Below are 9,158 nucleotides of genomic sequence, written 5' to 3'. Positions count from 1 at the left end.
CTATGCTATTTCAAACTAAATTGGCACAAATTGAACCGAAATAAGTGGCATCATCCGACCAAAATGACTGGCACTATTCGAACCGTAATATCCACCCATACCAAGAACACAGACATCGAACGAAATGAATCCCAATTTGGAACAGATCTTTGGCTGGGAATGATTAAATTGTAGCACTATGAAATCAATGAAAAATATACTATTTGTTGCGATCACCAGTCTTTGCGTATGGCGGACTGCTGGCGCTCAGCAAAAATTCTCGTTCGCTTTTCTAACGGATATTCACATTAATATGAATCCCGAGAGCCGAAGCATGGAAGGCCTGAAGCTGGCTGTCAGGTCGGCCGAAAAGGCAGGTGTGGACTTCATCATATCCGGCGGGGATAATGTGGATGTTGATGGAATAAAAGAAAACCGTAGGGCGGATGCCATTAAACTATACGAAAGTTACAAACAGGTAACGGAGGCGTCGGGGCTGAAATGGTACCTTACGATCGGTAATCATGACCGTTTCTGGCATGATGGACAGCCAGCGACTGCGTATGGAGCCGGGTTGTTCAGCTCGTATTTCGGTGATACGTATTACGCTTTCAAACATAAAGGATGGCTGTTCATTGTGCTCAATTCGGTACAGGTGTGCGATGGCAGGTATTGTATCGACGAAGCACAGAGAAAGTGGCTTTCTGATCTTCTTGCCGTCACCCCGCCGGATCAGCCCATCATCGTTTCTGCGCACGTACCGTTCCTTTCTCTATACTACCCTGTTCTGGAGGGACGATATACGGATGCAGACACTTTCGGTAACCAGAAAGAAGTCTTCGACATGTTTGCCGGGCACAATCTGAAACTGGTGTTACAAGGTCATCAACATCTGTACGAAGAAATTAAGGTAAAGGGGGTGCAGTTTATCACTGGGGGTGCCGTCAGTGCCAACTGGTGGAACGGAGCATTTCACGGAACGGAGGAGGGATACCTGAAAGTGGATATTAATGACGATGATTTTTCGTGGCAATATATAGACTATGGATGGGAAGTAAAAAGATGACGGTCGTTTCCCTGATGCTCAGATCTTTGCCGTTAGTATTGCTCCTTCTTTCATTTGATGGAATTGGCCAGGAACTAAAGGTCATGACTTTCAATATCTGGCATGGTGGCCGGGAGACAGGGGAGGAAGAAGGGCCGCGACGGGTTGTAGATGTCATCCGCGATTCGGGGGCTGATGTTGTGGCCATGCAGGAGACCTATGGGTCAGGTGCACGGATTGCTGAGGCGCTGGGCTATCATCTTTATTTGCGTAGCGCAAACTTGTCCATTATGAGCCGTTATCCTATAGTGGACACTTTAGATGCCTACGAGCCATTTAACAGCGGAGCGGTCATCATAGACGTTCATGGAAAACAAGTTGTTGTGGCCAGTAACTGGCTGAATTTTCCGTTCGACTATTGGGATATGCTGGAAAAAGATGAGCCTATTGATTCCGCTCAATGGCAGCGCGCGTTTAGTGGCGAAAAGAATACGGGGATTCTTCGGGAAATATTAAATAAGCTGAATCCTGCAATTGAAAATTCCGGGAGGATTCCTGTCATTATTTGCGGAGATTTCAACAGTGGATCCCATCTGGACTGGATTAAGGACGCACGTGACTTAAATAAGGGGTATGTCATGCCATTTCCTGCTACGCTGTTGATGGAGTCTAGAGGCTTCACCGATGCGTACCGTGCAATTTATCAAGACCCCTTGATGTGCCGCGGTATCACCTGGACTCCCATCCGTCAAGAGGCCCATCAGGATCGTATAGACTATGTGTTTTACAAGGGGAGCTCGATCAGGCCGACTGCTGCTGAGGTGATTAATACACATGCCGAGGTGTTTCCTTCAGATCACGCCGCAGTCGTGGTTGCCTTTTACTTGACAGATTAAACCATAATAGGGAACTGCTGGTATTATAGCGTCGAAGTGGGATAAATGCCGGAATTTTGGCTTGGAGGGGTAGGGGCTACATTCTGAGCAACCGGACGGGGCCGACAGCTGGGCCCAGCCGTGATTTCTGCAAAATTCCGGTAATGAAACACAGCGGGTCTATTTTTTATTTTTTTTCTTTGAATATTTGTAGTGAAGTTCTATCTTTGTGTCACTTTAGCAGAAAGGGGTATTCCTCGACAGCTGAAGAAGAAATTCCTGAATAGCTCAGCAGGTTAGAGCATCTGACTGTTAATCAGAGGGTCGCTGGTTCGAGCCCAGCTTCAGGAGCTAAAGGTAACCGGCTGACAAGCCGGTTTTTTTTTGGAAAAATATACGATATGAGTTTAGTAATAGTCGGATCAGTTGCATTTGATGCGCTAGAAACGCCGTTTGGCAAAACCGATAAAATCGTTGGCGGAGCGGCTACATTTGCAGGACTAGCGGCTTCTTATCTTTTCGATAAGGTGAAGCTTATCAGTGTTGTCGGCGAAGATTTCGGCGAAGCCAATATGAGAATACTTACCGCAAGAGGTATCGACGTAGACGGAGTTGAGGTCGTTCCCGGTGGAAAAACATTCTTCTGGTCAGGAAAGTACCACAACGACATGAACAGCCGGGATACGTTAGTTACGGAGCTAAATGTTCTGGCCGATTTTGATCCCAAGATACCCGCTTCGTATCAGGACTGCGAATATCTTTTGTTAGGAAATTTGACGCCGCAGGTGCAGATAGATGCGCTACGGCGCTTAAACAGCAAGCCGAAGTTGGTGGTGTTGGATACGATGAATTTTTGGATGGACGTTGCTCTCGAAGATCTTAAAACCGTATTGAAACAGGTAGACGTCCTAACTATAAACGACGCCGAAGCCCGTCAGTTATCGGGCGAGTACTCGTTGGTTAAAGCCGCGGAGGTCATCTTGGACATGGGGCCGAGGTATCTGATCATAAAAAAGGGAGAACACGGCGCCCTGCTTTTTGGTGAGGGGCAAGTGTTTTCCGCTCCGGCTCTTCCGTTGGCGGATGTTTTCGATCCTACAGGTGCAGGGGATACCTTTGCCGGCGGATTTATCGGCTATCTAGCCAAGGTAAAGTCGGTGAACTTTACCAATATGAAGAATGCGGTAATTTATGGCTCCGCTCTAGCTTCGTACTGCGTTGAGCAGTTCGGCACTGAACGTCTTCAGAATTTGTCGAAAGAAGATATTGAGGTGCGCATACAGCAGTTCATATCGTTGACAAAATTCGATATCTAGGTTAGCCTAAAGCAATTTTCCAATAGCTTCAAATCGCTTAAAGACGCTCTCCGTGTGCGGAGCGTCTTTAAGTTCTTCAGTTAAGTCTTGTCCTGCCCAATGTTCATAATGTTTTCCGTCTGTCCATAAACGGCTTGGTGTCAGATCATATATTAAGCCATTCAAAGCCACCCAAACTTCCGGTTTGTCCTGGCCATTTCGTAATGCTAACTGTGATTTGGTATAGCTGGGTAGATTTTCTTTGTATTCCACATAACAAAGATACTTTTTTTAATCCCCGTATTTATAGGCTGTGAGGGTTTTCTTCATAACTTTACGGGCCACATGTATCCTGGTTTTTACGGTCCCGATGGGAATGTTGAGATAATCAGAGATTTCGTGATATTTGTAGCCTTCGAAATACATGGTGAAGGGGACATAATAGTCTTCCGATAAGTTAGAGAGAGCGTGATTAATATCCTCCATCACAAATTTGTTTTCGCCGCGGTTGCTTGTTGCCGACACGACTAGGTTGGCGTTGGTGATTTCTTCTTCTTTCGTAATAAATGAATTGGTTTTGACGACTCTTCTGTAGTTATTGATGAAGGTGTTTTTCATAATGGTGTACAGCCATCCTTTAAGATTTGTTCCGTCTTTGAAGTTTTTAAAATACGTCACGGCTTTTAGGAGTGTGTCCTGAACCAAGTCATTTGCGTCATCCTGATCTCTAGTGAAATTTCTCGCATACGTCTTCAGCGAATCAGCCTGCTGGATTACTAACGTGTTGAATTCTAATTTGTTCATACTAGATTGGATTAAAAAGTTTACAATGCACTGAGTAGTCGATATCATCAGTGTTTTCTGCAGTAATTCATTTAATATGAAATACGGTTTCGTCAGAAAATATGCAAACGGCGTGCTAAACTTTTTAATACCAGTTAAGTCAAAGTGAAAATTCCGTTAAGAAACTGTTTTCAGGAACCGAAAATTTTAAAATAATCGCCTAGGAGCCAGTGTAATAAAACATGAGGGCGGGTTTTCACGAAGAAAACCAACAAATGTGGAAAACTTTTATAAAACGTTTACTTCTCGTTCTAATGTAATTCCAAACTTTTTGTACACATCGTTCATTATTTTGGACGACACCGTGTAGATTTCTGTACCTGAAGCTTGGCCTAAGTTGGTGATAACCAACGCCTGGTTTTTCCACACGGCCACATTTCCGTCCACCTTACCTTTCCATCCGCAGGATTCGATCAGCCATCCCGCAGCCAACTTTACACGGTTGTCTTCAAGCGGGTAGAAAACGATGGCAGGATATTCACGCTGGAGCTCTTTCAGCTGCTTTGCTTCTATGATAGGATTTTTAAAAAAACTTCCCGCGTTACCGATCGTGGATGGATCAGGTAGTTTTTCCACACGGATGGCCGCTACTGTTTCGGCGACGTCCCGAATGCTGGGAGAAGAAATTCCCCGTTTCTGGAGTTCGGCATTAATCGCTCCATAGGATGTGTTCACACGGTGGTGGATGTGGAGCTTATATGTTACGGAGGTAATAATAAACCGACCTTTATATGTGGATTTAAATATGCTGTCGCGGTAAGTAAATTTGCAATCCTCGTTGTTGAATGTGGTGAACAAACCAGTGGTTGTGTCGAACGCGCGGCAGGAGTAAAAAATATCCATGAGTTCGGTGCCATAAGCGCCGATGTTTTGAATGGGTGACGCGCCTACAGTACCAGGTATCAGCGCCATGTTTTCTACTCCGGCGAATCCCCGGCTAACACAGTACCAGACAAAGTCGTTCCATACTTCTCCCGCTTTGGCTGTAATGTAAATGAAGTTTCCTTCGATAAAGTGGCTGATGCCCTTGTTGCTCATTTGTAAGATTAGACCGTCGTAATCTTTGGTAAATAGCACATTGCTTCCCCCGCCCAAAACAAAGAAGTCTTTTGTGAGAAGCCCCGACTCAAAAAGACGCGGAAGTTGGTCTTCTTCGCTGACCTGAACGAACTGCCGACAGGATACGTTGACGCCGAATGTATTATAGGGTTGTAAAGATATATTGCGCTGGATATCGTTTGTCATTTTTCTATTGACTAATTCTTTTAAAAGTTCAAAAAAAGAATTACTTTTATCATATTGCTGTAAAGATACTATAAAGCGGACGATTAAGAGAATAAAAATATCATGTCGAAAAACGTAGATATAAAAAGAGCGAAAATTTTAGAGGTGGCGAAACGTCGATTTGCACACTTTGGCATGGCAAAGACGACAATGGCCGAGATTGCCAAGGACCTGTCGTTTTCGAAAGCGTTGCTTTATTACTATTTTCCTGATAAACATAGTCTGTATACGGCCGTTCTGGAATACGTGATCAACGAAATGATCAATAAGGTAGATACATATATGGCAAATGCGTCTGACGTTGAACATGCCATTCTTTTTGCTATCGAAAGCCGTATGGAAACGATGCGGGAAAACTACAACTTGTTCGAATACTCGTCCTCATTGTTTATGCAGAATCCAGGCGAGCTCGGAAAAAATTTAGGTCCGTTTTTCGACAGGGTACGCGACCAATTTAGTAGGATATTAGCCATAGGCGTGAATAATAAGGAAATTGTAGTGGACGACGTGGAAGAAACAGCGGAACTGTTGCTGTTTTCGCTGATGGGCATGCGTACGGGAGTGTTAAGTAAAGACTTAAGCGACTGCCTGTTTCCAACACCGGGGGAGTTTGATCTGATTTTGTCTAAACAGAAGAGGATGGTCAAAATATTCATTCGGGGTTTACGGCCCTAGCTTTCCTTCGTCACGATATGTTCTAGGATAATCGAGGCATGTATTCTGGAGTTTTCGATAAACCACAAATGAGTGTTAAGGCCCCCGCAGACCACACCAGCGAGGTAAAGACCTTCGATATTTGTCTCCATGGTCTCTGGATTGTGCTCAGGGATTCTAGGTGCTTCTTCGGGTATGGTAATGCCTATACGTTTTAAAAAACTAAAGTTTGGTTGATATCCCGTAAGGGCCAGTACGAAGTCGTTCGGAAGACGGACGGTGCCGTCCGGTGTATCGAGTTCGACCTCGTTTTCCAGAATCCGCCGCACGGAACTGTTGTAGTATACATCAATTTCTTTAAACAGAATCCGGTTCTCAATGTCCGGCTTAACCCAATATTTCACGCGTGGGCTTATCTCTGAACCCCGAATAACCATCGTCACCTTTGCACCTTTCCGATATGTTTCCAGCGCCGCGTCCACGGACGAGTTGCTGGCGCCAACAACCAACACCCGTTGTTTGGCATAAAAATGCGGGTCGTGATAATAGTGGGAAACCTTGGGGAGGTCTTCTCCGGGGACGTTTAGCAACATCGGAATGTCGTAAAACCCTGTGGCAACGATAACATGCTTGGCTTCATAGCTGTGCTTTGTTGTTCGTAGAAAGAAGCTATTGTCCTGCTTTTGTACGTCCAGCACCTCTTCAAAGAGATGGGTATTGAGGTCGAACTTGTTTTCTATCCGTCGATAATATTCGAGGGCTTCTGCTCTTTTAGGCTTGGGCAACGTTGTGACGAACGGGGTGTCCCCAATTTCAAGGCGCTCTGATGATGAAAAGAACGTCATGTTTACCGGATAGTTATACAAGGAGTTGACTAAGCATCCTTTCTCAATAATAATGTGTGAAAGTCCTCTTTTCTGTGCTTCAATACCACAGGCCAGGCCGATAGGTCCAGCACCGATAATTGCGACATCAAAATGATTATCCATTCGCTAACTTTGTTTGTTCTTTCGATTCCAATTCGGTGGCACGCGTCATGAGCTCCTGTGTCACCCGGTGTAAATCTCCTGAAATTTTGTGTAAGAACTGTAATTGCTCTGTAATTAATTTTGTGTCTCCATCTTCCGTGGAAGCCTCTTGTAAGTCGGGAAAATCGTTATGTGGCGTAAAGATGCCATCGCCGTCGGGCGGAGGCGGGAGCAATTCGATGGCCTTTTCCAGTTCTGACAAAATTCTCTTGAGCAGCTTCACGTGTGTTTTGGAAAATATTGCACGGTCGGTTTCGTTCACCTGAGTCAATAGATTCGCCGAATAGGACGAAAAAATATGGCTAAGGATAACAAATCTGTTGACCTCCTTTGTATATCTCTGTCTCCACTTGGGTTCCGTCAACATCCGCTGGAACGTAGAACCCATATTGGCAGACGCAATGTAAACCTCTTTTCTGGCGAGCTTATAGGATGTGACGGTCAGCCTGTCGCCGGCAAGAATCTGTATAGCTTGTGCGATATACCGGTAATTGGCCACCAGCAGGCTGCGCATGTTGTCCTTAAACTGTGCGCTCTCCCAGTTCGGAAAGATAACATAGCTCGAGAGGAACGCTATCATTCCGCCTAAGAATGTATCAAGCATGCGTTCTTTGGCCATCTCCAGCGTGTTCATACCGTGAAAACTTAGCATAATGAGCACATAGGGGGTCATGAACATAACGGCGATGATGTAGTTGATACGGAAAAAGCTATACGCGGTTAAAAAGAAAAATATCAATAAGACAAAACGTATGGTGGCATCGTGGATGGTATACACAATCAGGGCTCCGATGATACCTCCTATAATTGTGCCTACCAGACGTTGTACGTTACGTTCTTTTGTCAGTCCGAATCCAGGCTTCAAAATCACCATAATTGTCAAGAGTGTCCAATAGATTCCATTGGCATTGAAATCGATTATATTTAGTGTCAGGTAAGTACCTCCTAAAACGATGGCCATACGCAAGGCATGACGGAACACGGAAGACTGTAGACTTAAATTGCTTCGGAATTTTTTCCAGTCAATCTGATCGCGGGTAATGAACTGTGATGCCGAATCAATTTCTTCGCGGGGGATATCCGATATTTTAGACGAGCTGTAATTATAGATGTTATCGAGGTATTTAATGATCCCGCGGATATTGATGATGATCTTCTTTAACGGAATTGTGTTAATTTTTTGCTTATCAAGGTCGTCTACGGATTGGCGCAGTCGATCGATATCCCTGTCGAACGTATAGATCTGTTTGGGCATTTTATTGGCGTTGATGGCATATGCCATGTTGTCCATCTCGGCGGTCAACTTCAGGAGTACATGTTTAAAATGTAACAACACACCATAATGTCCGTAGGTCGCCTTGATCGCACCGTAATCGTACTGCGTTGTCATGCTCTGTTCGAAAAGGTCGACAATATCGGAGAATATGAGGGTGAGGAATCTACCGATTCTTGTGGTATCTTTAATGGACCGTTTACTCTGGAAAAGGATGTCCCTTACTGATTCTTGGTGCTTATGCACTTCGATTTGTTTCTCAATAAGCTTCAGATAGTTGGTATCGATGTCGGTATTGGGATCGTAAAAGTTTGCCTTTAGACGAATGTAGTCGGCCACCTGCCGGATCGATTCTGAGAGCTCCTGCTGCGCGATGCGGTAGGGCCTTATCTGTATAATCGCCATGCTCATAAGCATGTACCATATACCGCCGGTAGCGATACACAGCAGCGAGACCCACTTATCTATATCCACGAGTTCGTGATGAACGTTGAAAAGCATCATCAGTGTACACATCGAACCTACGGTTGCGGCGCGTGCATTAAAAACCGCAAACATGGCGAAGATGAAGCTCAGCACACTGACGATGATAGTGGTGAGGGGTACAGAGAAATTCACGTGCACGATGATGACATATGTCAGCATACACAGCAGTGTTGTGGACAGCATACCCAGCCGTCGGTGCGAAGGAGCTCCCGGGGTGTCGGAAAGGCCGACAAGGAGGGCTCCGAGGGATATTAAGGTGCCAATGCTAAAGTGGCCGAGGTATGCACATACCATGACGGGCACGATGCAACCTAGTGTGATTTTTAGACCTTCAGAAAAATATTGGCCGTAGAAGAAATTCGTGATTTCCTTCGTTCTTTCCATGAAACTCACTGT

Annotated in this window: 9 protein-coding genes and 1 tRNA gene; 5 read left to right on the top strand and 5 right to left on the bottom strand. The window is 45.0% G+C overall.

What is annotated here, in order from left to right; genetic code table 11:
- Nucleotides 1-178 precede the first annotated feature (178 nt).
- The 4 genes from BC792_RS04050 (at nt 179) to BC792_RS04035 (ending at nt 3,215) form a co-directional block, all read left to right on the top strand.
- A complete protein-coding gene (locus BC792_RS04050) occupies nt 179-1,045 on the top strand; it encodes a metallophosphoesterase family protein (RefSeq protein WP_148907700.1) in 867 nt (288 codons plus the stop codon).
- A complete protein-coding gene (locus BC792_RS04045; RefSeq protein ID WP_148907699.1) occupies nt 1,027-1,920 on the top strand; it encodes an endonuclease/exonuclease/phosphatase family protein in 894 nt (297 codons plus the stop codon). The genes BC792_RS04050 and BC792_RS04045 overlap by 19 nt, the downstream gene beginning before the upstream one ends.
- 256 nt (nt 1,921-2,176) lie before the next feature.
- A tRNA-Asn gene (locus tag BC792_RS04040) sits at nt 2,177-2,250 on the top strand.
- 50 nt (nt 2,251-2,300) lie between these two features.
- Nucleotides 2,301-3,215, top strand: coding sequence for a PfkB family carbohydrate kinase (locus BC792_RS04035; protein WP_148907698.1), 915 nt, complete (start codon nt 2,301-2,303; stop codon nt 3,213-3,215).
- 6 nt (nt 3,216-3,221) lie between these two features.
- Here BC792_RS04035 and BC792_RS04030 read toward each other — a convergent pair whose 3' ends face one another.
- The 3 genes from BC792_RS04030 to murB all read right to left on the bottom strand — a co-directional run bounded on the left by BC792_RS04030 (nt 3,222) and on the right by murB (nt 5,282).
- Complete coding sequence (locus BC792_RS04030) at nt 3,222-3,467, bottom strand: cytochrome b5 domain-containing protein (RefSeq protein WP_148907697.1); 246 nt, start codon at nt 3,465-3,467, stop codon at nt 3,222-3,224.
- An 18-nt stretch (nt 3,468-3,485) separates the two neighbouring features.
- Nucleotides 3,486-3,998 (bottom strand): RNA polymerase sigma factor, encoded by a 513-nt coding sequence (locus BC792_RS04025; RefSeq protein ID WP_148907696.1) that lies wholly within the window; start codon nt 3,996-3,998, stop codon nt 3,486-3,488.
- Nucleotides 3,999-4,265: 267 nt separating this feature from the next.
- Nucleotides 4,266-5,282: a UDP-N-acetylmuramate dehydrogenase gene (murB, locus tag BC792_RS04020; RefSeq protein ID WP_148907695.1), complete on the bottom strand. Its 1,017-nt coding sequence runs from the start codon at nt 5,280-5,282 to the stop codon at nt 4,266-4,268.
- 102 nt (nt 5,283-5,384) lie between these two features.
- Between murB and BC792_RS04015 the strand changes: the two genes are divergently transcribed.
- Complete coding sequence (locus BC792_RS04015) at nt 5,385-5,996, top strand: TetR/AcrR family transcriptional regulator (RefSeq protein WP_148907694.1); 612 nt, start codon at nt 5,385-5,387, stop codon at nt 5,994-5,996.
- On the opposite strand, the gene BC792_RS04010 is transcribed toward BC792_RS04015, so the two are convergent.
- Nucleotides 5,993-6,964: a YpdA family putative bacillithiol disulfide reductase gene (locus tag BC792_RS04010; protein ID WP_148907693.1), complete on the bottom strand. Its 972-nt coding sequence runs from the start codon at nt 6,962-6,964 to the stop codon at nt 5,993-5,995. The two genes, BC792_RS04015 and BC792_RS04010, sit on opposite strands and share 4 nt — an antisense overlap.
- Nucleotides 6,957-9,146 carry an FUSC family protein gene (locus tag BC792_RS04005; RefSeq protein ID WP_148907692.1) on the bottom strand — a complete coding sequence of 730 codons (2,190 nt, stop codon included), beginning with the start codon at nt 9,144-9,146 and terminating at the stop codon, nt 6,957-6,959. Before BC792_RS04005 ends, BC792_RS04010 begins: the two co-directional genes overlap by 8 nt.
- Between the last annotated feature and the right edge of the window lie 12 nt (nt 9,147-9,158).

Source organism: Sphingobacterium allocomposti (assembly GCF_008124885.1).
Lineage (GTDB): Bacteria > Bacteroidota > Bacteroidia > Sphingobacteriales > Sphingobacteriaceae > Sphingobacterium > Sphingobacterium allocomposti.
The sequence above is the reverse complement of the archived record's forward strand: the minus strand, read 5'-3'. Positions and strand labels throughout refer to the sequence as shown.

Bases quoted from the DNA above. Each gene is read 5' to 3' on its own strand.
- BC792_RS04050 (WP_148907700.1), top strand. From the start codon at position 179: ATGAAATCAATGAAAAATATACTATTTGTTGCGATCACCAGTCTTTGC.
- BC792_RS04045 (WP_148907699.1), top strand. From the start codon at position 1,027: ATGGGAAGTAAAAAGATGACGGTCGTTTCCCTGATGCTCAGATCTTTG.
- BC792_RS04035 (WP_148907698.1), top strand. From the start codon at position 2,301: ATGAGTTTAGTAATAGTCGGATCAGTTGCATTTGATGCGCTAGAAACG.
- BC792_RS04025 (WP_148907696.1), bottom strand. From the start codon at position 3,998: ATGAACAAATTAGAATTCAACACGTTAGTAATCCAGCAGGCTGATTCG.
- murB (WP_148907695.1), bottom strand. From the start codon at position 5,282: ATGACAAACGATATCCAGCGCAATATATCTTTACAACCCTATAATACA.
- BC792_RS04015 (WP_148907694.1), top strand. From the start codon at position 5,385: ATGTCGAAAAACGTAGATATAAAAAGAGCGAAAATTTTAGAGGTGGCG.
- BC792_RS04010 (WP_148907693.1), bottom strand. From the start codon at position 6,964: ATGGATAATCATTTTGATGTCGCAATTATCGGTGCTGGACCTATCGGC.
- BC792_RS04005 (WP_148907692.1), bottom strand. From the start codon at position 9,146: ATGGAAAGAACGAAGGAAATCACGAATTTCTTCTACGGCCAATATTTT.